Source organism: Roseomonas gilardii (assembly GCF_001941945.1).
GTDB lineage: Bacteria > Pseudomonadota > Alphaproteobacteria > Acetobacterales > Acetobacteraceae > Roseomonas.
The window spans coordinates 1,848,275-1,871,861 of sequence record NZ_CP015583.1 but is presented as its reverse complement, the minus strand read 5'-3'; the positions used below and the strand labels follow the sequence as shown (position 1 = coordinate 1,871,861).

Here is a 23,587-nt window from a genome sequence, read left to right as displayed (position 1 = left end):
AAGACTGAAGGCTCGGTCAGTGACCCGGCTCAGGGGCCCGCTTCAGGCCCCCACGCTGGCATTGGCGCGCTCATCGGCGCTCACACCCAGGAATTTCAGCTTCCGGTGCAGGGCCGAACGCTCCATGCCGACGAAATTCGCCGTGCGGCTGATATTGCCGCAGAAGCGCAGAAGCTGTGCCTCCAGATACTGTCGCTCGAAGAGCTCGCGCGCTTCCCGCAGCGGCAGGGTCATGATCTCGCTGGAACGGTCCAGCTTCAGCATGGCCGGGGCGGCGGAACCGATCTCGGGCGGCAGCATCTCCGGGCGGATGCTCTCGCCCGGCCCGCCCGGCGCCATGATCAGCAGCCAGTCCACGATGTTGCGAAGCTGCCGGACATTGCCCGGCCAGTCATAGGCCTGCATCGCCGCCATGGCGTCCTCGCTGATCTCGCGCGGCGGGATGCCGGCGGCCTCGGCGGAACGGGCCATCAGGGAGCGCGCCAGCACCGGCACGTCCTCCCGCCTCTCGCGCAGCGGCGGCACGCGCAGGGGCACCACCGCGAGGCGGTAGAACAGGTCCTCGCGGAAGCGCCCGGCGGCGATCTCGGCGGCGAGGTCCCGGTTGGTGGTGGCCAGCACGCGCACATCCACCTTCACCCGGGTGGAGCCGCCCACGCGCTCGAAGCCCTGCTCCTGGAGCGCCCGGACGATCTTGCCCTGGGTCTCCAGCGGCATGTCCGCGACCTCGTCGAGCAGGAGCGTGCCGCCATGGGCACGTTCCAGCACGCCGGCGCGGCGCGGCTGGGTGGCCGGATCGGTGCCGCCCTCGACGCCGAACAGCTCCTCCTCGAAGCGGGCGGGGTTCAGCGTGGCGCAATTCAGTGCCACGAAGGGCTCGGCGGCGCGCTTGGAGCGCGCATGGATCATCCGCGCCGCGACCTCCTTGCCGGAGCCGGCCGGGCCGGTGATCAGCGCCCGCGACCCGGTGGGCGCCAGGCGCTCGATCGCCTGGCGGAGTTGCGCGATGGCGGAGGAGACGCCGGCGAGCTCCGTTTCCGGCCCGCTCCGCAGGCGCAGCTCACTGTTCTCCCGCTTCAGCCGCGCGGCTTCCAGCGCCCGGGAGACCACGAGTAGCAGCCTATCCGATTGGAAAGGCTTCTCGATGAAATCGTAGGCCCCCTGCTGGATCGCCTGGACCGCCGTCTCGATGGTGCCATGCCCCGAGATCATCACCACCGGCACCTGTGGCTCCTCGCCATGGATGGCCTGGAGGATGCCCAACCCGTCGAGGCGCGAACCCTGCAGCCAGATATCCAGGATCACGAGATTCGGCCGGCGCTGTCGGAAGGAAGCCAGCGCCTCGTCCGAATTGCGCGCCGAACGCGTCTCGTACCCCTCATCCTGCAGGATGCCCTCGATCAGGGACCGGATGTCGGGCTCATCATCCACGATCAGGATGTCATGCGCCATGACGAAGGCTCTCCGTTTCCCTGGCAGTCTCACCTGGCACGGCATGACCCTCCCTCTTCTCGCCCGGTTTGTCTCCCGGTCTGTCCCCTGGTTTTTCCCCCGGGGACGCGAAAGGCAGGAAGAGCGACGCCCGCGCCCCCGGACCGTCTCCACGGTCGCTCAGCGTCAGCCGGCCACCATGGTCCTCCATGATCTTCTTCACGATGGCAAGGCCCAGACCGGTGCCTTTCGCCTTGTGGGTCACGTACGGTTCCGTGAGCTGGTCCCTGTCCTCGCCGGTCGGCAAGCCTACACCGTTGTCCTCGACGATGAAGGCGGCCCCGTCCTTCTCGGGCGTGACGGTGAAGGCGATACGGCCGCCGGCCTCCCCCTCCGGCCGCATCACGATCGCGTCGGCGGCGTTCTGCAGCAGGTTGATCAGGGCTTGGTTCAGTAGCCGCCGGTCGCAGGGAACGATGGGGCCGTTCTCGGGAAAGCTGGTCTCGTAGGTGATGGCCGGATGCGCGTCCCGCTGCAGCACCATGGCCTCCCGCCCCAGGCGCGACAGGTCCTCCGGCCGGATCACCGGCTGCGGCATGCGGGCGAAGGCGGAGAACTCGTCCACCATGCGCCGCAGGTCGCCCACCTGCCGGACGATGGTGTCGGTGCAGGCCTGGAACGTCTCGGGATCGGAGGCGATCTCCTTCAGGTAGCGCCGCTTCAGCCGTTCCGCCGAGAGCTGGATCGGGGTCAGCGGGTTCTTGATCTCGTGCGCGATGCGCCGTGCCACATCGGCCCAGGCAGCCTTGCGCTGGGCCGAGAGCAGCGCCGTGATGTCGTCGAAGGTCAGGACATAGCCCACCACCTGCCCGGCCTGCACCTCTGCCCCCATGCGGGCCAGCAGGGTGCGCCGCTCCGGCGCGGCCCCCAGGCGGATCTCGGCGGTCTGCTCCCGCTCCGGCGCGGCTGTGGCGGCGCGGATCAGCGGCGCGAATTCCGGCACAACCTCCGCCAGCGGCTGGCCGATCGCGGCCTCCATGTCCTTGCCCAGCAGGTCGGAGGCGGAGCGGTTGGGCAGGTTCACCCGGCCCTCCGTGTCCAGCCCCACCACCCCGGCGGAGACGCCCGAGAGCACCGTCTCGGTGAAGCGCCGGCGCTCGTCGATCTGGCGATAGGCCTCCATCAGCTCCGACCGCTGGGCGGCGAGCTGGTTGGTCATGCGGTTGAAGGCCCGGGACAGGGAGGCGACCTCGTCGTTCTGCGGTCCCTCCTCCACCTTGACCGAAAGGTCGCCGCCCCTCACCCGCTCCGCTGCGTTGATCAGCCGGGCGATCGGCCGGGCGATCTGGGTGGCCAGGACCAGCCCGATCAGCACCGCCGCCATCAGCACGAGCAGCGCCGCGATGGCAAAGATCATGGCGAAGGTGATCTGCAACCCGGAGCGGTTGCGGTCGAGCTGGTCATAGGCCTGGAAGGCGCGCTCCGTGGCCCGCATATGCTCCAGCACCCCGGAATCCACCGGGCGGCCGATCTGCAGGATCAGCCCCGGCGCGATATCCAGCATCAACAGCGCCTGCACGCGCGGCTCGTCCGACTCGTTGGGCAGCACCACGACCTCGCCGGAGCGGGCCAGCTCGTAGGCCCAGCTTTCCAGCGGCGGCATGACGGTGGCGGTGGACAGTCCCGCATGGGCGACCACGGTTCCCAACACGGGCTCATAGACGATGGCATCGGTCAGGCCACGCATGGCGGTGTGGGTGGCCAGCAGCCGCCCGAAGGCCTCCGGGTTGCTCTGGAGCAGCATGGAGGCGCGGTTGAGGTCGGCCGCCATGCCCAGCGCATCCGCCCGGATGGCGTTGCGGTGCTCGTCCAGATAGGCACGGGAGGCAACGAGGCTGGCCTCCAGCGTCGAGCGCACGCGGTCGCTGAACCAGGCCTGGATGCCCAGGTTGAAGAAGACCGCCGCGAAGGTGCCCACCAGCAGGGCCGGCACCACCGCCACCACGCCGAACATCAGCACCAGCCGCACATGCAGGCGCGAGCCGGCGCTGCCCGAGCGGCGCTCCGCCCAGACCCGCACCAGCCGCCCGGCCAGCGAGGCGCCCAGCAGCAGCAGGAAGGCGGCATTCACCAGCACCATGGCGGCCACCTGCCCCGGCCGGGTCGGGCCGAAGGGGCTGCCGTTGGACAGCAGGGTGAAGGTGCCGATCCCCAGCAGCAGCGCCCCGAGCGCCAGGCCGAGCGTCATGGCCCGGCCCAGGAGGAGGTCGGCAGCGCGCCGGGTGAGGCTGCGGGAAGCGGGGGCGGAACTCATCGGGGGCAGTCTAGAGCAGTTCCCCGCCGCCACACAGAACCCGATCCCCGGACCCCAACCCGCCGCCCCGGGGCGCGCGGCCGGTCCGTCAGGACAAGCCCCGGACCACGGGCAACTCCAGTTCCCGGATCTTCTTGCGCAGCGTGTTCCGGTTCAGCCCCAGCATCGCCGCCGCCTTGATCTGGTTGCCCCGCGTCGCCGCCAGGGCCAGCCGGATCAGCGGCCGCTCCACCTCGGAGACCACGCGCTCGTAGAGGTCGCGCACCGGCATGCCGTCGCGATGGGCGCCGAGGAAGCTGTGCAGGTGGCGCTCCACCGCCTGTTCCAGCGTCTCCGGGCTGCGCGGCTCCCCGGGCAGGGCCGGGCTGCTTTCCGTCTCGGTCAGCTCCGCCGCCACCGCGTCGGCGCCGATCACCTCCTGCGGATAGAGCGCGGCGAGGCGGCGCATCAGGTTCTCCAGCTCGCGCGCATTGCCGGGCCAGGAATGGTCCTTCAGCCGCTCCATCGCCTCCTCGTCCAGCGTCTTGCCGGGCAGGCCGGCGGCGCGGGCGCGCTCCAGGAAGTGGCGGGCGAGCAGCGGGATGTCCTCCAGCCTTTCGCGCAGTGGCGGCAGGCGGATGGGCACCACGTTCAGGCGATAGAACAGGTCCTCGCGGAAGGTCCCGGCCCGGATCGCCTGACGCAGGTCGCGATGGGTGGCGGCGATGATGCGGACATTGGCCTTGATCGGCTGCCGTCCGCCGACCGTGGTGAACTCGCCCTCCTGCAGCACGCGCAGCAGGCGGGTCTGTGCCTCCGGCGGCATGTCGCCGATCTCGTCGAGGAAGAGCGTGCCGCCCGCCGCCTGCTCGAAGCGGCCCACGCCGCGCGCCAGGGCGCCGGTGAAGGCGCCGCGCTCATGACCGAACAGCTCCGCCTCGATCAGCTCGCGCGGGATGGCGGCCATGTTGATCGCCACGAAGGGGCCGGTGCGGCGCTTGCCATAGTCGTGCAGGGCGCGCGCCACCAGCTCCTTGCCGGTGCCGGATTCGCCGGTGATCATCACCGTCAGGTCAGTGGTCGTGAGCCGCGCGACGGTGCGGTAGATCTCCTGCATCGCGGTGGAGCGCCCGACGATCGGCAGGCGCTCGCTCTCCCCATCCTCCGGCGGCGCGACCGAGGGGACCGGGGTGGTGAGCGCGCGCCCCACCACCGAGAGCAGCTCCTTCAGATCGAAAGGCTTAGGCAGGTACTCGAAGGCGCCGCGCTGGGCCGCCTTCACCGCCGTGGTGAAGGTGGACTGGGCCGACATCACCAGCACGCGCATGTCGGGCCGTATCCGCTTGATCCGGGGCAGGAGGTCGAGCCCGTTCTCGTCGGGCATCACCACGTCGGTGATGACGAGGTCGCCCTCCCCGTCCTCCACCCAGCGCCAGAGCGTGGCGGCGGAGGAGGTGGCGCGGACATTGTAGCCGGCCCGACCCAGGGCCTGGGAAAGAACGGTGCGGATCGCCCGGTCGTCGTCGGCGATCAGGATGGTCTGCTCACTCACGGTACGGCGGGGTCCTTGGCGGCACGGGAAGACGAGGGGCGGCTCTTGGCCCCGGCGGCGGGCACGACGGCCTGCACCGCCGGCGGCATCGGCAGGGCGAGGCGGAAGATGGTGCGGCCCGGCCGGCTCTCGCAGGCGATCAGCCCGCCGGCATCGGCCACCAGCTTGGCCACCAGCGCCAGGCCGAGCCCCTGCCCGCCGCGCTTGGTGGTCACGAAGGGCTCGAAGAGGTTGGCGCGGACCTCCTCCGGGATGCCCGGTCCGTTGTCGCGGACGCAGACCTCCAGCGGCAGATGCACGCGCTCGTCGCTGCCGGGGATGGCGATGCGGACGCCGTGGCGGTAGGCGGTGGAGAGCACGATCTCCCCCTCCACCGGGTCCACCGCCTCGGCGGCGTTCTTCACCAGGTTCAGCAGCACCTGCACCAGCAGGTCCCGGTTGCCCAGGACCGGCGGCAGGGAGGGGTCGTATTCCTCCACGATCCGCAGATGGGCGGCGAAGCCCGTCCCGGCCACGCGGCGGACATGGCCCAGCGCCTCGTGGATGTTCACCGGGCCCCGCTCCACCGGGCGCTCGCTGAACATGTCCATCCGCTCGACGAGGTCGCGGATGCGGTCCACCTCGTCCTGGATCAGCGTGCAGAGCTCGTGGTCGCCCTCTCCCACCGACTGTTCCAGGAGCTGGGCGGCGCCGCGGATGCCGGAAAGCGGGTTCTTCACCTCATGCGCCAGCATCGCCGCCATGGCCGAGGCGCCGCGCGCCGCGCCACGGAAGTTGAGCTGCCGGTCCAGCTTCTGCGCCGTGGAACCGTCCTGCAGCGTCAGCACCACCGCCCCCGGCAGTTCCGGCAGTGGCGCGCCATGGGCGGTCACGTCCGTCCGGTGCAGGCGCGGGCTTTCCAGGATCAGGTCGTGGTCGGACACCGGCGCCTCCGCCATCCGCACCTGCCGGATCAGCGAGAAGAGGCGGCTGTCCTCGGGCAGCAGCTCGTGCAGCGAGATCTGCGCCAGGGACACGGCGGAGAGGTCGAAGAAGAGTTCCGCCGCCGGGTTGGCGAAGTGGAAGCGGTCCGCCTCGTCCAGCACCACGACCGGCATCGGGATCGCCGCGAGCACGGCGGCGCTTTCCGGCGGCAAGGTGCTCTTCCCGCTCCGGGGCGTCACCCGGCGTATCAGGGCACTGACGGCTCCGCTCATGCGGCAATCGCCTCCGCGCGACCATGTTGGATGGTGACGCCGCTCTCGATCAGCGGCTCCCAGAAGCGCCGGATTTCTTCCAGCGCGGCCTCCACCGTATCGGCGCGGTTCACGCGCCCCCGGAACTCGGCGCTGCCGGGCAGGCCGTAGGAGTACCAGGCGAGATGCTTGCGGGCGAGGCGCATGCCGGGGTCGCGGCCGTGATAATCCAGCATCGCTTCGTAATGCCGCAGCATGATGGCATAGCGTTCCGCCAGCGAAGGCTCTTCCGCGACCGCGACGCCCTCCGGCAACCCGCGCAGCCGGGCCGCGACGGCGCCCATGACCCAGGGCCGCCCATAGGCGCCGCGCCCGATCATCACGCCATCCGCGCCGGAACGCCGCAGCGCCTCGGCCGCGTCGGCGGCGTTCAGGATGTCGCCATTGGCGATCACCGGAATCCCGGCCACCGCCTTCACCTGGGCGATGAAGTCCCAGTCCGCCTTGCCGGTGTAGAACATCTGCCGGGTGCGCCCGTGCACCGTGACCATGCGGATACCGCTCTCGCGTGCGATCACCGCCAGGCGCGGGGCGTTCAGGCTGTTGTGGTCCCAGCCCATGCGCATCTTCAGCGTCACCGGCACGGAGACAGCACGCACCGTCGCTTCCAGGATTCGTGCCGCCGCGACCTCGTCGCGCATCAGTGCCGAGCCGGCGGACTGGCCCAGGGCGACCTTCTTCACCGGGCAGCCGAAATTGATGTCCACGATGGCGGCGCCCCGGTCCGCGGCCAGCCTCGCCGCCTCCGCCATCACCTGCGGGTCGCAGCCCGCGAGCTGCACCGAGGCCGGGCCACCGAAGCCGTCCACCTCCGCCATCTTCAGCGTCTGCCGGTTCTCCCGCACCATGGCCTGGCTGGCGATCATCTCGCTCACCACCATCGGCGTGCCGAGCTCGCGCGACAGGCGCCGGAAGGGCAGGTCCGTCACCCCCGACATGGGGGCGAGCAGGACCGGGCAATCGATCGTAACGCCCCCCAGGTCGATCGGGCGCAACATGCCGGGGCCGTTTCCCGTGGTCGCGGGGGAAACGGCCGGCGAGAAATCTTCTGAACCGTCCATGCGGGATGCCTATCCCTTGGGCAGGCAGATCGTCAAGCGCCGATCCGCGCGGCAGAATGCCTCCTGCTTCGTGACAATCTGACGACCGTTTAATCCAGCGGGCAAGGGGTACAGGCGATCATTCCGCCAATGCACACGAAGGAGCGTTCGCCGGAGCCCCTCCCGCGGCCTCTGCTTCGCCCACCATCCTCCTTCCCTACCGCTCCCGCCCCCCTGGGCGCCGCCATCCCGCGCGGCTAGTTTGCGCCGCCCGGGGCAGATCTGCTCTGGAAAAGCGGCTCGGAACCCGTGGTCCGATCCCGCATGACCCTATCCAGCAGGGAGTTCAGCGAATGCGCGTCGTCGCGCTTCTGGTGGCCGCCGGTCGCGGCCAGCGCTTCGGCGCCGCGGAACCCAAGCAGTTCCTCGCCCTGGCCGGCCGGCCGGTGCTGCGCCATGCCGCCGAGGCGCTGCTGGCGGACGGGCTGGTGGAGGCCGTGCTGCCGGTCTGCTCCGCCGGGGAGGAGGCGCGGGTGAGCGGCATCCTCGACGGCCTGCCCGTCCTGCCTCCCGTGCCGGGCGGCATCGCGCGGCAGGACAGCGTGCGGGCCGGGCTGGAAGCCCTGGCGGCGAATCCGCCGGACTTCGTCCTGGTGCATGACGCGGCCCGCCCGGTGCTGCCGCCGGGCACGGTCCGCGCCGTGGTCGAGGCGCTGGAGCGGCATCACGGGGCGATCCCCGCCCTGCCGGTCAGCGACACGCTGAAGCTGTGCGGCGAGGGCGTGATCGCCGGCACCGTGCCGCGCGACAACCTGTTCCGGGCGCAGACACCGCAGGGCTTCCGCTTCGCCACGCTGCTGGAGGCGCACCGGAACGGGCCGGTCGGCGCCACGGACGACGCCGCGCTGCTGGAAGCGGCCGGACACTCGGTGGCCCTGGTGCCGGGGTCGGAGGAGAATGTGAAAGTGACCTATCCCAGCGATCTGGAGCGGCTGGAGGCCGCGCGGCGCGGCGCCCTGCTGCCGCGTGTCGGCACGGGCTATGACGTGCACCGGATGGTGGCCGGGCGGCCGATGATCCTGTGCGGCGTGCAGATCGAGCACGAGATGGGCCTGGACGGGCATTCGGACGCGGATGTCGGCATCCACGCCCTCTGCGACGCGATCTATGGCGCCATGGCGGAGGGCGATATCGGACGGCATTTCCCGCCCTCCGAGGCACAGTGGAAGGACGCGGACAGCGCCCGCTTCCTGCGCCACGCGGCCGGTCTGGTGCGGGAGCGCGGCGGGCTGATCGCCAATGCCGATGTCACCCTGATCTGCGAGCGCCCCAAGATCACCCCTCATGCCCCCGCCATGCGCGCCCGCCTAGCCGAGCTGATGGGAATTCCCCTGGGCCGCGTCTCGGTGAAGGCCACCACCTCCGAGCGCCTGGGCTTCACCGGGCGGGGCGAGGGCATCGCCGCCCAGGCGGCGGTTTCGGTCCTGCTGCCGGATTGATCCTCCGGCGCGGCCATCCCGGTCAGGGAAGGTCACGCAAGGTGATGGCGCAAAGCTCGCGGATCTCCGCCCGCACGGGACCCGGGCGGAACTCGTCCCGCAGCGTGGTGAACCAGTGCTCCGGCGGCTCCCGGCCCGCAGCGCGGAACCAGGACAGGCCGCGCAGCACCGCCTCGGCCGCCGGTGGCAGCCGGGCGGGGATGGGCAGGTCGTTCAACGTGGCCCAGACCCCGGCCCAGCAACGCCCGACGGACCAGGGGTTGTAGCCTCCGCCGCCGGTGACGATGAGGCGCGGCGCCAGGCCCCGCAGCGCCCCCACCACCGCGAAATGGCTGTTGTTGGACAGGGCCAGCCGGGACAGCGGGTCCTCCTCCACGGCGTCGGAGCCGCATTGCAGCACGATCGCCTGGGGCCGCAGGTGCCTCGCGACCGGCAGGATGGCGTTGCGGAGCACCCAGTCCATCTCGCTGTCGTTGAATCCTTCCGGGACCGGGATGTTGCGGGCGTAGCCTCCCGCCCGGTCCTCAATGCGACCGGTGCGCGGCCAGCGATTGGCCTCGTGGACGGAGAGCGTGAAGACACGCGGATCATCGTGGAAGGCGAGTTCCACCCCGTCGCCGTGATGCGCGTCGATATCGACATAGAGGACGCGCTCCAGCCCGGCATCCACAAGGGCGAAAATCCCCAGCGCCACGTCGTTGACATAGCAGAAGCCGCTGGCCCGGTCGGGCATGGCGTGGTGGGTGCCGGCGCCCGGCACATGGGCGATGCCGCCATGCCGCACCAGTTGGGCCGCCAGGATCGCGCCTCCCGCCCCCGTCGCCGGGCGGCGGAAGACCTCGCGGTAGATGGGGTTGCCATGGGCGCCCAGGTGATGGCGCTCGCGCATCGTTTCGTCCGCCGCCTGCTCGGCCTCGGCCCTTTGCAGGGCGGCGATGTAGTCCGGCGTGTGGAAACGGGCCAGTTGCTCCGGCGTGGCCATCGGACTGTCGCGGTAGCGTTCCTGGTTCAGCCAGCCCAGGGCGCGGATCAGGTCCAGCGCGGTGGAAACGCGGGCGATAGCCAGCGGATGTTTCCCGCCATAGGTGGAGTGGCGGTAGATCTCCGATCCGATCAGGACAGGACTCGCCGATGTGGGAATCTGCCGGATGGCGTTGGACTCTTGCTGCATCGCCCCGGCATGTCGGCAGGCCGCCGACGCTGTCGAGAGGGCAAGGCCTCATGTCAAAGAAATATCGATGACATGTCAGACGGATGGCTGGCGCGCCCTGAGGGACTCGAACCCCCAACCAACCGGGTAGAAGCCGGTTGCTCTGTCCAGTTGAGCTAAGGGCGCTGCGCGATACCGCCTGATCGTGCTCTGCTCTAGCGCAGGATCACCGGGGCGAGAAGCGACAAGCGGCGGTCAGTGGGTCCAGTTCTGCTTGCGGCCCCAGCGGAAGTTATCCGAATAGGACTTGGGCTTCAGGGCCGGAACCTGCCGCCGGGCCTCGACCTCGTACTCGATGCCGTTCGCCCGGGCATAGTCCTCAGCCTCCTGCAGAGTCTCGAAGCGGAGGACGACCTGCTGTTCCGTGTCGGCGGAGCCGGTCCAGCCCATCAGCGGGTCGATTCGCTTCGGCTGGTCGGGCACATGCCGCAGGACCCAGCCATGGGTTCGGGCCTGGCCGGACTGCATCGCGCTTTTCGGGGGATTGTAGATGCGCGCCTTGCTCATGCCGTACCTTCTGAAACCTGTGGCGTAATCCCAGGAACCCTTGCCGGTATCGGGGCGGCGGGACTCGAACCCACGACCTCCTGTACCCAAAACAGGCGCGCTACCAGGCTGCGCCACGCCCCGTGCCGGAAAGTGCTTGCGCGCGGAACCTATGGGCAGGCGGGCCCGGACGCAAGGCACCCCCGTGGCTTTGCCGCCGGGGGCCATGACGTCAGGGGCCGATGCGCTCCAGCCCACCCATCCAGGGGCGCAGCACCTCCGGCACCAGCACCGAGCCGTCCTCCTGCTGGTGCGTCTCCATCACCGCGATCAGCGCGCGGCCCACCGCGACGCCGGAGCCGTTCATGGTGTGGACGAAGGCCGGCTGGGCCTTCTTCCCACCGGGCTCGTCCTTCGGGCGATAGCGGGCGTTCATCCGCCGGGCCTGGAAGTCCAGCATGTTCGAGCAGGAGGAGATTTCCCGCCACGCCCCCTGCCCCGGCAGCCAGACCTCCAGATCATAGGTCTTACTGGAGGCGAAGCCGGTATCGCCCGCGCAGAGCACGATCCGCCGCCAGACCAGCCCGAGCTCGCTCAGCACGCGCTCGGCGCAGCGGGTCATGCGCTCGTGCTCCTCGGCCGAATCCTCGGGCCGGGTGATGGAGACCATCTCGGCCTTCATGAACTGGTGCTGCCGCAGCATGCCGCGTGTGTCGCGCCCGGCCGAGCCCGCCTCGGAGCGGAAGCAATAGCTCAGCGCCGTGTAGCGCTGCGGCAGGACGGCATCCGTCAGGATCTCCCCGGCGGCGAGGTTGGTCAGCGGCACCTCGGCAGTCGGGATCAGCCAGCGGCCGTCGGTGGTGCGGAACAGGTCCTCGGCGAATTTCGGCAACTGCGCCGTGCCGAAGACCGCCTCGTCATTCACCATCAGCGGGACCGAGATCTCCTCGTAGCCGTGCTCGGCATGGAGGTTCACCATCCAGTTGCCCAGCGCCCGCTCCAGCCGCGCCAGCGCCCCGCGCAGCACGGTGAAGCGCGCCCCGGACAGCTTGGCGGCGGCGGCGAAATCCATCAGCCCCATCGCCTCGCCCAGCTCGAAATGCTGCTTCGGCTGGAAGGGGAAGTTGGGCGGCGCGCCATGCTGGTGCAGCATCACGTTGCTGCTCTCGTCCGCGCCCTCGGGCACGTCATCGGCCAGCAGGGCGGGCAGTTCCGCCAGCGCATCGCGCAGCGCCGCTTCGGCCTGCGACAGGGCCTCTCCGGAAACACGCTCGCTCGCCGCCAGCTCGTCGATCAGCGCCTGCGCCTCGTCATGCCGGCCGGCGCCCTTCAGCGCGCCGACCTCGCGGCTCTTCTTGTTGCGGGCGGCGCGCGCCTCCTCGACGGCCGTGGTCGCGGTGCGGCGCGCAGCATCCAGGGAGATCAGGCGTTCCGCGGCGGGTGGCAGGCCGCGGCGGGCCATGCCAGCGTCGAAGGCTTCCGGGTTGGCGCGGATCGCGCGGATATCATGCATCGGTCAGGTCTTCGTTTTGTCGGCCGGGGTCTTCTTCGGGCGGTTCATCCAGGTCGCCGCGATGATGGACAGCTCGTAGAGCAGCAGCAGCGGCACGGCGAGGCCGACCTGGCTGATCACGTCCGGCGGCGTCAGCACCGCCGCGGCGATGAACATGCCGACGATGGCATAGCGGCGGCCCTTCTTGAGCTGGTCCACCGTCACGATGCCGACCCGCGCCATCAGCGTCAGCGCCACCGGAAGCTGGAAGGCCGCGCCGAAGGCCAGGATCATGTGCATGACGAGCGAGAGGTACTCGCTCACCTTGGCTTCGAGCTGCACCGGCAGGCCGCCCGCGGCGCCCCCCGGGGATTCGAAGGAGATGAAGAAGCGCCAGGCCAGCGGGAAGATGAAGTAGTAGGCCAGCGCCGCGCCCATGACGAAGAGGATCGGCGAGGCGATCAGGAAGGGCATCACCGCCCGCTTTTCGGAGCGGTAAAGGCCCGGCGCGATGAAGAGCCAGAGCTGCGTGGCCCAGACGGGGAAGGAGATGAACACCGCCCCGAAGAAGGCCACCCGCAGATAGGTGAAGAAGGCCTCGTAGAGCGCGGTGAAGATCATCCGCCGCTCGCCCGCGCCCTGCTGCTGCAGGATGTCGGCCAGCGGCCGCGCCAGGAAGCCGTAGATCTGCGTGGAGAAGTAGTAGCAGATCGCGAAGGCGACGAAGAAGGCCCCGAAGGACCAGAGCAGACGGGTGCGGAGTTCGAGCAGATGCTCGATCAACGGCATCGGCTTGTCGTTGATCGTATCGTCCGGATCGCGGGGCACAGGCGGTCTTTTTCAGGCTTTGTGGGTGTTGGCCGGCTCGGTGGCCGGCGGGATCTGGGCTTCCACGGTCCGGGCCGGGGGCACGGCGGGCGCCGCTGCGTCACGGGCGGGCGTCGTCGCGTCAGGAACGGATAGTGTGCCGGACGGTGAGGGCTGCAGCCGGGCGGAGGCCGGGACCGGCGTCAGCGGCTCGGTCGGGATCGCCTCGCCGGGGCCGGCAGGGGCCGCAGCCTCCTGGACCGGAGCGGTGGAGAGAGGCGCATCCGCGGCCCGGGCCGGATCGGGGTCCGCCGCCACGGCGGTGGCGTCCGTGCCGGCACCCGCGGGCGTCGCCTCGCCCACCGGGGCGGCCTGGACGGCTGGTGCGGCATCGGCGGACGGGGTCGCGGGCTGGGCGCGGAAGGGATCGTCGTTGAGGGCGGAGCGGATCGAACCGTCCTTGTCCACGGCGCGCTGGATCTCGCCCTTGATGTCGAAGTTCCGGATGTCGCGGATCTGGTCGCGCACATCCTCCAGCTTCGCCTCGCGCACGACCTCGTCCAGGTGACCCTGAAGCTCGCCCGCCATGCGGCGCAGCTTGCCGATGCCCTTGGCCACGGTGCGGATGGTGTCCGGAAGGTCCTTCGGGCCGATCACGACGATCGCCACCACGACGATGACCGCGATCTCGGACCAGGCGAGGTCGAACATGTGCTTCGCTCAAGCCCTATAGAGGTCGTGTCCCGGAGGCCGCCGGGTTCGGAAAAGGCGCTGTCTCCGTTAGCAGGAACGCCCGGGCGCGCCAATGCGCCTGCCTCCTATCTGGACCGGCGGCAGGCCGAGCGAAACCCCCCTGCCCCCTTTCTCCGGCCCCTCGGCGGATGAAGCCGCGTTCAGGAACCCGCCGCTTCCACCTCGTCCTCCCGCGTTTCGATCAGCACCACCGGCGCGTCGCGGGCGACGAGATCCTCCTGCCGGGGCAGCTCGGCCAGGGAGCGCAGGTTGAAATGCTCCAGGAAGCGCGGCGTGGTGCCCCAGAGCACCGGACGGCCGGGGCTTTCCTTGCGCCCGCGCGGGGCGACCAGCCCGGCCTCCAGCAGTGCCTCCAGCGAGGTCTGGGAGACCGAAGCGCCCCGCAGCTCCTCGATCTCGGCCCGCGTCACCGGCTGGCGCCAGGCGATGGCCGCCAGCACCTCCATGGCGGCGCGGGGCAGGCGCTTCGGCACCTCCACCACCCGGGTCAGCAACGGCGCCAGATCGGGCGCGGTGCGGAAACTCCAGCCGCCGCCCGCCTCCACCAGCTCCACGCCCCGCCCGGCATAGCGGTCGCGCAGCGTCTGCAGGATCGCGGCGGGGTCGAGCGAATCCCGCTCGTCGCCGCCGATCCCCAGGGCCTGAGCCAGCCGGGCGGTGGTGACTGGCCGGTCGGCGGCGAAGATCAGCGCCTCGGCGATGCGCAGCGCGGCCTCAGGCAGCATCGGCGGTGTCCTCCTCGCTCATCCGGGCGGCGCGCAGCAGGATCGGGCCGAAGGCCGCCTCCTGCCGCAGCTCCAGCCCGCCATGCCTGGCCAGCTCCAGCCCGGCGATCAGCGTGCTGGCGATGGCCGCGCGGCGTTCCACCGGATCAAGCGCCAGCCCTTCCGGCAGGAAGCGCTCCAGCGCCCCCCAATCCGGCCCGGCGGCGCCGATCAGCCGTTCCAGCCGGCTCAGCGCCTCGCCCACCGTCCAGAGCTTGCGGGGCTTCGGGACATAGGGCCGGCGCGAATCGGCTCGGCGGATGGCGGTGGCCCAGGCATGCAGCAGGCCGGGCAGGTCGGCCTCCAGCTCCCCGTCCCGTCGCTGCACCAGGGATTCGGGCTGGCCGCGTCCGAAGAAATCGCGTCCCAGCATGGGCTGTCCGTCCAGCCAGGCGGCCCCGGCGCGCAGCATCTCCAGCCCCTGGAGGCGGTCGGTGAGCGAGACGGTGGCGGCCTCGGCATCCTCGTCCGGCTCCGGATCGGGCAGCAGCAGGCGCGACTTCAGCCAGGCGAGCCAGGCGGCCATGACCAGCCAGTCGGCGGCCAGTTCCAGCCGTACCCGGCGCGCGCCCTCGATCACCGCGAGGTACTGGTCCACCAGCGCCAGGATATCGAGCCTCGCCAGATCGACCTTCTGCGCGCGTGCCAGTTCCAGCAGCAGATCCAGCGGGCCCTCGTAGCCCTCCAGCCGCAGCAGGAGCGCCTGGGGCTCCGGCGACGCGCCGCTCACAGCCCGTATCCCGCCGCGCGCATGACGACGTTGAAGGCCGGGCCGACCGCGTAGCGCATCAGCCAGCCCATCGGGTCCCAGGCCGAGGAAAGCTGCGGCAGGATGAACAGCACCAGCACCACCAGCAGCAGGCCCAGACGGTCCAGCCGCAGGAAGGGGATGCCCAGCCGGGGCGGCAGCAGCCCGCCCAGGATGCGGCCGCCATCCATCGGCGGAATGGGGATCAGGTTGAACAGCCCCAGCAGCAGATTGGACAGGATCATCAGCGAAAGCAGGCGATAGACCCAGGCGGAGAGTTCCGGTGGCAGCGTCACGGCATCCACCACATGGCCGGACAACGCGGCCAGGAAGGCCAGGACCATGTTGATCGCCGGCCCTGCCGCCGCGACGGCCACCATGCCGAAGCGGGGATTGCGCAGGCGGAACGGATTCACCGGCACCGGCTTGGCCCAGCCGAACATGACCTGCACCGTGCCGATGGTCAGGAGCTGGGAGATGACCAGGAAGCCGGGCACCAGCACCGTACCCACCGGGTCCACATGCCGGATCGGGTTCAGGCTGAGTCGTCCCGCCCGTTGCGCCGTATCATCGCCGAGCCAGAGCGCGGCATAGCCATGCGCCGCCTCGTGCAGGGTGATCGCCAGGATGGCGGCGATCGCCGCCGCCAGGAGTTCCGGAAGCCATTCGGGCATGACGGGAAGCGGAACCGGGCTCAGACCGAAGCCGAGACGGCGCCGAGCGGGCGGCGGGAAGCGAGCGCGGTGGCGCGGGCCTCCTCCATCCGCTCCGCGGCGCGGTCGGTCAGGCGCGGGCAGGCTTCCAGCAACGCGGCGTTCTCGGCCAGGATGCCGGGGCAGTGCAGCACCACGTCGCAACCGGCATCGAGCGCCTGCACAGCCAGATCCTCCGGCTTCCCGGACAGTGCCTTCATGGCAAGGTCGTCGGACAGGAGCAGCCCGTCGAAGCCCACCTCGTCGCGGATCACGCCTTCGATCACGCGTGGCGACAGCGTGGCGGGGCGGTCCGGGTCCAGCGCGTCATAGAGGATATGCGCCGTCATCGCCCAGGCGCCGCGCCCGGAATCGGGGCGGCAGATCGCCTGGAAGGGGAAGAGGTCCGCCTCCAGCTCCCTCCGCGTGGCGGACACGCGCGGCAGGTCGAGATGGCTGTCCGCCATGGCGCGACCATGGCCGGGGATGTGCTTGATGACCGGGATGCAGCCGGCGGCCCGCAGCCCGGCGATCCAGGCCGCACCGATCCGCGCCACCTCGGCCGGGTCCTCGGAGAAGGCGCGGTCGCCGATCACATCATGCGCGCCGGGATGGCGCAGGTCGAGCACCGGGGCGCAGACCACGTCCAGCCCCATCTCCAGGCAGGTGGCGCCCAGCAGCGCCGCATTCTCCAGCGCCGCCTCCGGGCGGCCCTCGAAGCTTGCGCCCGGGGGGAAGGTTGGCCAGTGCGGCGGACGCAGCCGGGCGACGCGGCCGCCTTCCTGGTCCACCAGGATCGGCGCTTCCTCCCCCAGCACCTCGCGCAGCGCGGAGGTCAGGGAGCGGAGCTGCGCCGGGTCGGCGACGTTGCGCGCGAAGAGGATGGCCCCGGCCGGCCGGTGGCGGCGGAACAGCGCCGCCTCCTCCGGCGTCAGGCTGGTGCCGGAGATGCCGAGGATCGCGGCGGCGGGCATGGCGGCGCGGCTCATCCGCCGATCGCCGCGCAGGCCGGGGCGCCCTTGGCCTTGGCCGCCTCGCAGAAGCTGCGGGCGGCGGCGGCGTCACTGAAGCCGCTGGTGCGCAGGCGCCACATGGTCGGCATGCCGGGGCGCTCGAAGCGCACCACCATGGGCCGCCGGTCGGCCAGCAGCCCGCCGAGGCGCCCCTTCAGCCGGTTCCATTCGGTATGGGCGGCCTCCTCGCTGCCCAGGGCGCCAAGCTGCACCAGGGCACCGCCGCCCGTCGCCGCCCTGGCGGGCTCGGGGCGCGGCTCCTGGCGTGGAGCGGGTTCGGGCGCCCGCGCCACGGGGGCCGGCGGCGGGGTGACGGGCGTTGCCTCCACCGGGGCCTGGGATGCCGGCGCCTCGGCCACCGGAGCCGTAGGCACGACCGGGGTCGCCGCGGGCGTCTGGCTGCGCTGCGCCAGACGCGAGGCCTGGGCCGCCTGCCGCAGGGCGTCCAGGTCCGGCTGCTCGGGCGCCGGGGCGACCTGCGCCTGGGCCGGCACGCCCGGCTGAGCGGAACGCGCGCGCTGTGGCTGGTTCTGCGTCTCGAAGATGCGCTCGCCCTGGTTGGCGACGCGCAGGCCGCCGGGATCGTCCGGGCGAATGCGCAGCGGCCGGCTGTCGGCCTCGATCACCGGGACGCCGTTGGAGACGGCACGCGACACGCCCCACACGGCTGCCGCGCCAACCCCCAGCACGGCGGTCAGCCCGCCGGCCACGGCCAGCATGCGCCAGGGCAATCCCCCACTGCTCTGGCGCTGAACCCGATAGGACGGGACAGTATGGAACTCGCTCACCGCATCTCCTCGACTGGCGTCACCCCCATGACGCGCAGGCCCGAGCGGATCACCAGGGCCGTGGCGGCGACGAGGGCAAGCCTCGCACGCGTGGCGGCCGGGTCTTCCTCCCGGATGAAGCGCAGGGTCGCGTCATCGCGGCCCCGGTTCCACAATAGGTGAAAGTCCGCCGCCAAGTCACCCAGATAGAACGCAATCCGATGCGGTTCCCGCGCCGCAGCAGCAGCCTCCACCGTGCGCGGCCAGGCCATGATGCGCCGGATCAGCGCCATCTCGGCGGGATCGGAGAGCGAATCCATCGGGGCTTCCGCCAGCTCCGCCTGTGCCGGGTCCCCCGCCTGGCGCAGCACGGAGCGGCAGCGGGCATGGGCGTACTGGACATAGAAGACCGGGTTGTCGCGCGACTGCTCGACCACCTTGTCCAGGTCGAACTCCATCTGGGCATCGGCCTTGCGGGTCAGCATGGTGAAGCGGACCGCGTCCCTGCCCACCTCGTCGATCAGGTCGCGCAGGGTGACATAGGTGCCGGCGCGCTTGCTCATCCGCACCGGCTCGCCGTTCTTCATCACCTTCACGATCTGCGCCAGCACCACGTCCAGCGGCACCGGCCGGTCGCCGGACAGCGCCTTCACCGCCGCCTGCATCCGCTTGACGTAGCCGCCATGGTCGGCGCCCCAGACCTGCACCAGCTCGTCGAAGCCGCGCGCGATCTTGTCGGCATGGTTGCCGATGTCGTTGGCGAAATAGGTGTTGGAGCCATCGCTCTTGCGCAGCGGCCGGTCCACGTCGTCGCCGAACTGGGTGGAGCGGAACAGGGTCTGCGGCCGGGGCTCCCAGTCATCGGGGGTCTTGCCCTTGGGCGGCTCCAGCACGCCCTCGTAGACATAGCCCCTGGCCGCCAGCTCGGCGATCGCCTTGTCCGCCACGCCGTCGCGGACGAGCTGCGCCTCGCTGATGTAGATGTCGAAATTCACGCCCAGCGCCGCGAGGTCGTCGCGGATCTCGGCCATCATGGCGTCGATGGTGAAGGACCGCACCGTGTCGAGCCAGAGCGCCGGATCAGCGGGGGCCGCACCCGGCGCGAAGCTGTCGCCGAACCGTGCCTTCAGCGCCTCGCCCACCGGGATCAGGTACTCGCCGCGATACTGCAGCCCGCCGGGCACCCCGGCCGCGAACTCCCCCTCGGTCAGCGTGGTGCCGAGGGCCTGGAGGTAGCGCCAGTAGGCCGCCCAGGCGAGCGCCTGCACCTGCGCCCCGGCATCGTTGATGTAGTATTCCTTGGTGACGTCCCAGCCGGCCTTGCCGAGCAGGTTGGCCAGCGCGTCGCCCACCACGGCGCCGCGGCAATGGCCCACATGCATCGGCCCGGTCGGGTTGGCGGAGACATACTCGACATCCACCTTGCGGCCGCCGCCCAGCCCGCCATCGCCATAGGCCTCGCCGGCCCGCAGCACGAGGGGGATCTGGGCCCTCGGCACGGCCTCGTTCAGCCGAAGGTTCACGAAGCCCGGCCCGGCCGGGGCGGCCTCGGCCACCAGCGGCGAGGCGGCGAGGCGCGCGGCGAGATCGGCGGCCAGCTTCGGCGGCGGAACCTTCGCCTGCCTGGCCACCACCATCGCGGCATTGGTCGCCATGTCGCCATGGGACGGATCGCGCGGCGGCTCCACCAGGACGCGGGCGAGCGCCTCTTCCGGCAGGTCCGGCAGGATGGCGCGGAGCTGCGCGACGACCTCGGCGCGCAGGGTCTGGAAAACGTCCTGTGACATGGAAGTTCCTAGTGGGCTTTGCCGCGGGGCAAGAAGGGTCTCTCTAGCGTCATGGCTTGCCGGGGGGAAACCTCCGGCTGCGCCTATCCGGGCATGTTCGGGTCGGTGAGGCGCCGATGCTCCTCCAGCGCGAAGCGGTCGGTCATGCCGGCGATATAGTCGCAGACCACCGCCGCGGTGCGTGCGCTGCCCGGCCCATCCGCCTGGGCGCGCCATTCCGGCGGCAGCATGTCCGGCCCGCCATGCAGCAGGGAGAAGGTCACCTGCAGCACGCGTCGGGTCTTCTGCGCCGTGCGGTTCACCCGCCAGTGCCGGTACATGCGCTCCCTCAGGAAGGCGCGGGTCTCCTCGTTCAGCGCCGTCATGCGGGCGCTGAACACCACCACCGGGGCGGCGGCGGCACGGATGTCGTCGGCGCTGCGTGGCTCCAGGATGGCGATGCGGCGCTGCGCCTCGGTCACCACGTCGTTGACCATGGCGTTGATGACCCGGCGGATGATCTCCGCCGCCAGACGGCTTCGCGAGGTGCCCTCCGGCGCATGCGCCCGCGCATCCTCCAGCGCCTCGGCGATCAGCGGCAGGTGCGCGATCTCCTCCAGCGTGAAGATCCCGGCCCGCAGTCCGTCATCCAGGTCATGGTTGTTATAGGCGATGTCGTCCGCGATCGCCGCCGCCTGGGCCTCGGCGCTGGCATGGGTGGACAGTTCCAGCGGATGCCGCGCGTCGTATTCCGCGATATAGGGCGGCGGGCGGCGCAGCGGGCCATTGTGCTTGGCCAGCCCCTCCAGCGTTTCCCAGGTCAGGTTCAGCCCGTCGAAATCGGCATAGCGGCGTTCCAGCGCCGTCACCGCCTTCAGGCTCTGGGCATTGTGGTCGAACCCGCCCCAGGGGCGCATCACCCCGTTCAGCGCCTCCTCCCCCGCATGGCCGAAGGGCGGATGGCCCAGGTCGTGCGCCAGGGCCAGGGCCTCGGCCAGATCCTCGTCCAGCCGCAACTGCCGGGCGATGGAGCGGGCGATCTGGGCGACCTCGATGGAATGGGTCAGCCGCGTCCGGAACTCGTCGCCCTCGTGATAGATGAAGACCTGGGTCTTGTACTGCAGCCGCCGGAAGGCGGTGGAGTGGATGATCCGGTCCCGGTCCCGCTGGTAGGGGGAGCGCGCCCCGCTGCCGGGTTCGGCCACCAGCCGCCCGCGCGACGCCGCCGGGTTCACCGCCCAAGGGGCCAAGCCGGAGACGGGACCGCCCGAAGGAAGGCCGGACGCCCCGTCGGGACCGGCGGGCGAACCGGAGCGGGTCGCGGATTGTGGGTCCTGCACGGGGATGGGCTCGGATCTGTCCGGAGGGAAAAGGGGTTCCGGCCCTAGCACCGGCCATGCGGGCGCGGCAACCCCGCCTCCCCCGCCCGGCCCGCGCCTATGTGGCGGGGGCGGTTGGAAAGCGGCGGCGGGACGTCCTATCTAGGGGACCGATGGAGTCCCGATGATCATGCCGGACGGTAGCCAGACACCCCCTCCCCAGCCCTTCCGCGCCACGCCGCGCGCTCACCGGCAGATCGCCGAGATCGCCGCCCGCGAGGGCCGCCCCCAGGCCGGGTTGCGCCTCGCGGTCGAGGCCGGCGGCTGCTCGGGGCTGCAATACAAGTTCGAGCTCGCCGACGAGCCGGAGGGCGAGGACACGGTCGTCCGCGCCGAGGACGGCCAGGGTGCCCCGGTCTTCATCGACCCGGTCTCGCTCGACTTCCTCCAGGGCGCGGAGCTGGACTGGGCCGATGCGCTGATGGGCGCGCATTTCGCTGTCCGCAACCCGCAGGCCGTCTCGGGCTGCGGCTGCGGCGTCTCCTTCGCGGTCGGCTGAGAAGGCGTCACCCCTCCCTTGCGACTTTGCAGCTTCAACGTGAACTCGGCGCGCAAGCGTGCGCCGAACCTTCGCCACATGCTGGAACGGCAACAGCCCGACCTCGTCTTCCTTCAGGAGCTGAAGTGCAAGACGGAGGAATTCCCGGCCATGGAGTTCGAGGCGCTGGGCTATCGCTGCCATGCGGTGGGCCAGCCCGGCGGCCGCAACGGCGTGGCGGTGCTCTCCCGCATCCCCTTCGAGGTGCTCGGCGAGACCCTGCCCGGCGAGGCGGAAGACGACCATGCCCGCTTCGTCGAGGTGCGGGCGGCGGGGATGAACCTGATCGGCATCTACCTGCCCAATGGCAATTCCCGCGGCGAGGAAGGCTATGCCTACAAGCTGCGCTGGATGGAGCGCCTGCGCGCCCTGGCCGCCGAGCGGCTGGACCGCTTCGCGCCGCTCGCCATCCTGGGCGATTTCAACGTCTGCCCCACCGAGGCCGACCTCGCCCCGCGCGCCCTGCCGCCCACCGATGCGCTGGTGCGGCCGGAAAGCCGTGCCGCTTTCCGCGCTTTGGTGAACCTGGGCCTGACCGACGCGGTGCGGGCACTGCATCCGGCGGAGACGATCTACACCTACTGGGACTATGGCCCGGCCTTCGAGCAGAACCGTGGCCTGCGCATCGACCATGCCCTGCTTTCGGCCGATCTGGCGGAGCGGCTGACCGGCACCTCGGTGGATGTCGCTGCCCGTGCGGCGGAAAGCCCCTCCGACCACGCGCCGGTGCTGTGCGACCTGGCGGACTGAGCATCGCCCGCCGCTCCGGCGGGGTGCCTATCGCAGCCGCGTCACATCCATGGCGAAGACCAGCGGGAAGAAGGTGGGCCAGCCGTTCCAGCGTTGCGATCCCGCCTCGCTGACCGACCAGAGCAGCCCCTCCCGGTCGAAGCCCAGATCCTCGATCCCGCCGGGCGCGCCATGGCTTTCCAGCCGGGTGCCATCCTCGGGGTCCAGCCGGTGCAGCTCGCCCGGCGCGGCGCCGGCGCTGCAGGCGATCCAGATCCGCCCCTCGGCATCCGCCGCTGCCCCCTGTGCCCGGAGCGGCAGCGGGATGTCGCGCACCGCGTCAGCCGGGGTGACGGGGTGGCCCTCCCCCTCCAGGAAACGGGCCACCGGCACGGCATGGAGACGCGGGTTGCCGCTCTTGCGCCAGGGGCCGAACCAGAGGGATTGACCGTCGCAGGCCAGGAAGGCCGGCCCCATCGACCGATCCACCCGCCGTGCCGAAAGCGGCCTCGGCCCGTCCGGCGCATCGAGGCGGGTGGCGTCGAACGCCACGATCACGCCGGAATTCGCCGCGAAGAGCCTGCGCCCGTCGCTGGCGAGGCCGCCGGGATGGCCGAATTCCTCCGGCAGCGCGAAGCTGCCCCGCAGGCTGCCGTCCCGGCGTGACAACCGGAAGACGCGCGAAGGGCCGTCCGCCTGATCGTGCGTCAGGCTCCGATAGGCCGCGACCAGGATCTCGTCGCCCAGCACGGTCAGGCCCTGCGGCACATAGGCCTCGTTCAGCCCCGGTGCCCAGAAACGCCGGACCATCGCCGCCTCGTTCGGCACGGCGCTGAGCGCGCGGCCGGTATAGCGCGGCGCTTCCCCGGGGATACCGTCCCGCACGGAAACCGCCGGTGGCGGCGCGGGCTGCGCCGGCAAGGAGCCGGGCGGCAGGGCCACGGCGCCGAGGCCCATGGCACCGCCGAGCAGGTGGCGGCGCCGTAGCCTATTCGTCATCGCCAGCCGCCGGGCTCCCAGGCCCAGCCGCCACGGGTCCAGACCCATTCGCCATGCCGCCAGGCGCCTCCGCCCACGACATGGCGGAGCACGTAGTGGCCCGGCTCCCAGCGATAGGCGACGCCGTCCCACTGCCAGTGCCCCGGCTGCCAGACATATTCCGCGCCGGGTGGGCGCGGCGGCTCCGGCTCCACACGGAGGACAGGGACAGGCGGATAGGGCTGCCGCGAGGCATGGGGCGGCATCGCGGGCGGCGGAGGCGGTGGCACGCAGCCGGCAACGAGCGTCAAGACGGTCAGCGAAGCCGCCAGGCGCGTCATGCAAAGGGTGGTGGGAAAGGCGGGACGGGACGGCAAGAGAGAGGACTCCGCGCGAAGGGCGGGCAGGATGCACC

General features: G+C 71.1%; 22 protein-coding genes and 2 tRNA genes. 3 read left to right on the top strand and 21 right to left on the bottom strand.

Annotated elements, in window-relative coordinates; all coding sequences use genetic code 11:
* Positions 1 to 42 precede the first annotated feature (42 nt).
* From ntrX to dusB, 5 genes are all read right to left on the bottom strand, one after another.
* Positions 43 to 1,452 (bottom strand): nitrogen assimilation response regulator NtrX, encoded by a 1,410-nt coding sequence (ntrX, locus tag RGI145_RS08465; RefSeq protein WP_075798005.1) that lies wholly within the window; start codon positions 1,450 to 1,452, stop codon positions 43 to 45.
* Complete coding sequence (locus RGI145_RS08460; RefSeq protein WP_075798004.1) at positions 1,442 to 3,745, bottom strand: sensor histidine kinase NtrY-like; 2,304 nt, start codon at positions 3,743 to 3,745, stop codon at positions 1,442 to 1,444. The genes ntrX and RGI145_RS08460 overlap by 11 nt, the downstream gene beginning before the upstream one ends.
* A gap of 88 nt (positions 3,746 to 3,833) precedes the next feature.
* On the bottom strand, positions 3,834 to 5,276 hold the full coding sequence (gene ntrC / locus RGI145_RS08455; RefSeq protein WP_075798003.1) for a nitrogen regulation protein NR(I): 1,443 nt from the start codon (positions 5,274 to 5,276) through the stop codon (positions 3,834 to 3,836).
* Positions 5,273 to 6,472 carry a two-component system sensor histidine kinase NtrB gene (locus RGI145_RS08450; protein ID WP_075798002.1) on the bottom strand — a complete coding sequence of 400 codons (1,200 nt, stop codon included), beginning with the start codon at positions 6,470 to 6,472 and terminating at the stop codon, positions 5,273 to 5,275. The genes ntrC and RGI145_RS08450 overlap by 4 nt, the downstream gene beginning before the upstream one ends.
* Positions 6,469 to 7,509, bottom strand: coding sequence for a tRNA dihydrouridine synthase DusB (dusB, locus tag RGI145_RS08445; protein WP_075798001.1), 1,041 nt, complete (start codon positions 7,507 to 7,509; stop codon positions 6,469 to 6,471). Before dusB ends, RGI145_RS08450 begins: the two co-directional genes overlap by 4 nt.
* A gap of 395 nt (positions 7,510 to 7,904) precedes the next feature.
* On the opposite strand from dusB, the gene RGI145_RS08440 reads away from it, so the two are divergent.
* Positions 7,905 to 9,050, top strand: coding sequence for a bifunctional 2-C-methyl-D-erythritol 4-phosphate cytidylyltransferase/2-C-methyl-D-erythritol 2,4-cyclodiphosphate synthase (locus RGI145_RS08440; protein ID WP_075798000.1), 1,146 nt, complete (start codon positions 7,905 to 7,907; stop codon positions 9,048 to 9,050).
* Positions 9,051 to 9,072: 22 nt separating this feature from the next.
* On the opposite strand, the gene RGI145_RS08435 is transcribed toward RGI145_RS08440, so the two are convergent.
* From RGI145_RS08435 to RGI145_RS08370, 14 genes are all read right to left on the bottom strand, one after another.
* The gene (locus tag RGI145_RS08435; protein ID WP_075797999.1) at positions 9,073 to 10,221 is read right to left on the bottom strand and encodes an acetoin utilization protein AcuC; all 1,149 of its coding nucleotides are present in this window, start codon (positions 10,219 to 10,221) and stop codon (positions 9,073 to 9,075) included.
* A gap of 88 nt (positions 10,222 to 10,309) precedes the next feature.
* Positions 10,310 to 10,386 (bottom strand) — tRNA-Arg (locus RGI145_RS08430).
* A 69-nt stretch (positions 10,387 to 10,455) separates the two neighbouring features.
* Positions 10,456 to 10,767, bottom strand: a complete 312-nt coding sequence (locus tag RGI145_RS08425; RefSeq protein WP_075797998.1) for an ETC complex I subunit — start codon at positions 10,765 to 10,767, stop codon at positions 10,456 to 10,458.
* A 49-nt stretch (positions 10,768 to 10,816) separates the two neighbouring features.
* A tRNA-Pro gene (locus RGI145_RS08420) sits at positions 10,817 to 10,890 on the bottom strand.
* Positions 10,891 to 10,978: 88 nt separating this feature from the next.
* Positions 10,979 to 12,259 carry a serine--tRNA ligase gene (serS, locus tag RGI145_RS08415; protein WP_075797997.1) on the bottom strand — a complete coding sequence of 427 codons (1,281 nt, stop codon included), beginning with the start codon at positions 12,257 to 12,259 and terminating at the stop codon, positions 10,979 to 10,981.
* Between the two features lie 3 nt (positions 12,260 to 12,262).
* Positions 12,263 to 13,027, bottom strand: coding sequence for a twin-arginine translocase subunit TatC (gene tatC / locus RGI145_RS08410; RefSeq protein ID WP_075799946.1), 765 nt, complete (start codon positions 13,025 to 13,027; stop codon positions 12,263 to 12,265).
* A gap of 51 nt (positions 13,028 to 13,078) precedes the next feature.
* Positions 13,079 to 13,756, bottom strand: a complete 678-nt coding sequence (tatB, locus tag RGI145_RS08405; protein ID WP_075797996.1) for a Sec-independent protein translocase protein TatB — start codon at positions 13,754 to 13,756, stop codon at positions 13,079 to 13,081.
* A 182-nt stretch (positions 13,757 to 13,938) separates the two neighbouring features.
* Positions 13,939 to 14,523, bottom strand: coding sequence for an SMC-Scp complex subunit ScpB (gene scpB, locus RGI145_RS08400; protein WP_075797995.1), 585 nt, complete (start codon positions 14,521 to 14,523; stop codon positions 13,939 to 13,941).
* A complete protein-coding gene (locus tag RGI145_RS08395; RefSeq protein WP_075797994.1) occupies positions 14,513 to 15,292 on the bottom strand; it encodes a segregation and condensation protein A in 780 nt (259 codons plus the stop codon). The genes scpB and RGI145_RS08395 overlap by 11 nt, the downstream gene beginning before the upstream one ends.
* A complete protein-coding gene (locus tag RGI145_RS08390; RefSeq protein WP_075797993.1) occupies positions 15,289 to 15,984 on the bottom strand; it encodes a site-2 protease family protein in 696 nt (231 codons plus the stop codon). Before RGI145_RS08390 ends, RGI145_RS08395 begins: the two co-directional genes overlap by 4 nt.
* Before the next feature lie 20 nt (positions 15,985 to 16,004).
* Positions 16,005 to 16,991, bottom strand: a complete 987-nt coding sequence (nagZ, locus tag RGI145_RS08385) for a beta-N-acetylhexosaminidase (protein WP_083670557.1) — start codon at positions 16,989 to 16,991, stop codon at positions 16,005 to 16,007.
* Positions 16,988 to 17,803: an SPOR domain-containing protein gene (locus RGI145_RS08380; protein WP_156878477.1), complete on the bottom strand. Its 816-nt coding sequence runs from the start codon at positions 17,801 to 17,803 to the stop codon at positions 16,988 to 16,990. Before RGI145_RS08380 ends, nagZ begins: the two co-directional genes overlap by 4 nt.
* Entirely contained in the window at positions 17,800 to 19,569 is a 1,770-nt protein-coding gene (locus tag RGI145_RS08375) for an arginine--tRNA ligase (RefSeq protein ID WP_075797990.1), read from the bottom strand. The genes RGI145_RS08380 and RGI145_RS08375 overlap by 4 nt, the downstream gene beginning before the upstream one ends.
* A gap of 83 nt (positions 19,570 to 19,652) precedes the next feature.
* Positions 19,653 to 20,798 (bottom strand): deoxyguanosinetriphosphate triphosphohydrolase, encoded by a 1,146-nt coding sequence (locus tag RGI145_RS08370; protein WP_075797989.1) that lies wholly within the window; start codon positions 20,796 to 20,798, stop codon positions 19,653 to 19,655.
* 253 nt (positions 20,799 to 21,051) lie between these two features.
* Here RGI145_RS08370 and RGI145_RS08365 point away from each other — a divergent pair, with 253 nt between their 5' ends.
* Complete coding sequence (locus tag RGI145_RS08365; protein WP_083670555.1) at positions 21,052 to 21,426, top strand: HesB/IscA family protein; 375 nt, start codon at positions 21,052 to 21,054, stop codon at positions 21,424 to 21,426.
* 18 nt (positions 21,427 to 21,444) lie between these two features.
* Complete coding sequence (locus tag RGI145_RS08360; RefSeq protein WP_075797988.1) at positions 21,445 to 22,215, top strand: exodeoxyribonuclease III; 771 nt, start codon at positions 21,445 to 21,447, stop codon at positions 22,213 to 22,215.
* Positions 22,216 to 22,242: 27 nt separating this feature from the next.
* Here the strand turns inward: RGI145_RS08360 and RGI145_RS08355 are convergent, their stop codons facing one another.
* Positions 22,243 to 23,193, bottom strand: a complete 951-nt coding sequence (locus tag RGI145_RS08355; RefSeq protein WP_156878476.1) for an NHL repeat-containing protein — start codon at positions 23,191 to 23,193, stop codon at positions 22,243 to 22,245.
* Entirely contained in the window at positions 23,190 to 23,549 is a 360-nt protein-coding gene (locus RGI145_RS08350) for a YXWGXW repeat-containing protein (protein ID WP_075797986.1), read from the bottom strand. The genes RGI145_RS08355 and RGI145_RS08350 overlap by 4 nt, the downstream gene beginning before the upstream one ends.
* Between the last annotated feature and the right edge of the window lie 38 nt (positions 23,550 to 23,587).

Bases quoted from the DNA above. Each gene is read 5' to 3' on its own strand.
- ntrX (WP_075798005.1), bottom strand. From the start codon at position 1,452: ATGGCGCATGACATCCTGATCGTGGATGATGAGCCCGACATCCGGTCC.
- RGI145_RS08460 (WP_075798004.1), bottom strand. From the start codon at position 3,745: ATGAGTTCCGCCCCCGCTTCCCGCAGCCTCACCCGGCGCGCTGCCGAC.
- RGI145_RS08450 (WP_075798002.1), bottom strand. From the start codon at position 6,472: ATGAGCGGAGCCGTCAGTGCCCTGATACGCCGGGTGACGCCCCGGAGC.
- dusB (WP_075798001.1), bottom strand. From the start codon at position 7,509: ATGTTGCGCCCGATCGACCTGGGGGGCGTTACGATCGATTGCCCGGTC.
- RGI145_RS08440 (WP_075798000.1), top strand. From the start codon at position 7,905: ATGCGCGTCGTCGCGCTTCTGGTGGCCGCCGGTCGCGGCCAGCGCTTC.
- RGI145_RS08435 (WP_075797999.1), bottom strand. From the start codon at position 10,221: ATGCAGCAAGAGTCCAACGCCATCCGGCAGATTCCCACATCGGCGAGT.
- RGI145_RS08425 (WP_075797998.1), bottom strand. From the start codon at position 10,767: ATGAGCAAGGCGCGCATCTACAATCCCCCGAAAAGCGCGATGCAGTCC.
- serS (WP_075797997.1), bottom strand. From the start codon at position 12,259: ATGCATGATATCCGCGCGATCCGCGCCAACCCGGAAGCCTTCGACGCT.
- tatC (WP_075799946.1), bottom strand. From the start codon at position 13,027: ATGCCGTTGATCGAGCATCTGCTCGAACTCCGCACCCGTCTGCTCTGG.
- tatB (WP_075797996.1), bottom strand. From the start codon at position 13,756: ATGTTCGACCTCGCCTGGTCCGAGATCGCGGTCATCGTCGTGGTGGCG.
- scpB (WP_075797995.1), bottom strand. From the start codon at position 14,523: ATGCTGCCTGAGGCCGCGCTGCGCATCGCCGAGGCGCTGATCTTCGCC.
- RGI145_RS08390 (WP_075797993.1), bottom strand. From the start codon at position 15,984: ATGCCCGAATGGCTTCCGGAACTCCTGGCGGCGGCGATCGCCGCCATC.
- nagZ (WP_083670557.1), bottom strand. From the start codon at position 16,991: ATGAGCCGCGCCGCCATGCCCGCCGCCGCGATCCTCGGCATCTCCGGC.
- RGI145_RS08375 (WP_075797990.1), bottom strand. From the start codon at position 19,569: ATGTCACAGGACGTTTTCCAGACCCTGCGCGCCGAGGTCGTCGCGCAG.
- RGI145_RS08365 (WP_083670555.1), top strand. From the start codon at position 21,052: ATGATCATGCCGGACGGTAGCCAGACACCCCCTCCCCAGCCCTTCCGC.
- RGI145_RS08355 (WP_156878476.1), bottom strand. From the start codon at position 23,193: ATGACGAATAGGCTACGGCGCCGCCACCTGCTCGGCGGTGCCATGGGC.